This window comes from Calidithermus chliarophilus DSM 9957 (genome assembly GCF_000430045.1).
GTDB lineage: Bacteria > Deinococcota > Deinococci > Deinococcales > Thermaceae > Calidithermus > Calidithermus chliarophilus.
In genome coordinates, this window is record NZ_KE387023.1 from 1,032,709 (window position 1) to 1,033,505 (window position 797).

Genomic DNA, 797 nt, shown 5'->3' on the forward strand with positions numbered 1-797 from the left:
GGCCCCGGCGTGCCGCCGCAGGCGCACTTGCGCTGGAGGACTCCCCTGGCCCCTGGCGGCGCGGCGGGGGCGGGAGCTTTGGCGGCTTGCGGCGTTTGCTGGCTCATACGCCTCCTTCAGGGGATGGGACAGGCGGGCAGCCCGGGGGTGATGCCGAAGATGTCGGCCACGAAGCTCGCGTAGCACTCGGCGTGGCGGAAATTGCCCCCCGAGCCGCGGGCCCCGTGGATCACGCGCTCCCAGATCATGTGCGAGGCCTCGTGGATGAGCAGGGTGGACTGGGTGCCGGGGGGGCCGGGGGCCCAGAAGCCGGGGCAGAGGAAGATCGCGTCCACCCCCGGGCACGACCAGGCGTCGTTGGAGCAGTCGGGGATGTTGCACCCGCCGAAGGAGCTGGCCCCGCCGATGCAGCGGTAGTGCAGGGGGCCGTCGAAGGCGTTGGCGATGAGCCCGTAGCGCCGGGCCATGAGCTCCATCTCCTGGCCTCGAGCCTCGTCGAGGGTGGGCACGACGCCGCCGGTGAGCCGGTTCATGAAGCCGCCCCGCACCGCCGGGGGCACCCCGAAGCGGTCCTCGAAGGCGGTCTCCAGCACCGAGCCCGGGGCGCCCATGCCCGCCCGGGTCAGCCCCCCTGCCAGGGTCAGGAGGATCGAGACCGCGCCGGCCATCGCCCGGGCCCTGTCCTCGACGGCGGTCAGCTCGGCCACCGGGTCGGCCGGGGCGCCGTCGTTGCCGGCGGTGCAGTTCACCAGCCGCGGGATGACCCGGCGCGCGAGGGCGGGCCTCGAGGCGCTCGA

At 74.5% G+C, this 797-nt stretch carries 1 protein-coding gene; it reads right to left on the reverse strand.

Annotation, left to right across the window (positions count from 1 at the left end):
• Positions 1–116: 116 nt before the first annotated feature.
• The coding region (locus MEICH_RS0104930) for a M35 family metalloendopeptidase (RefSeq protein ID WP_027891687.1) at positions 117–797 on the reverse strand (681 nt) is incomplete at its 5' end.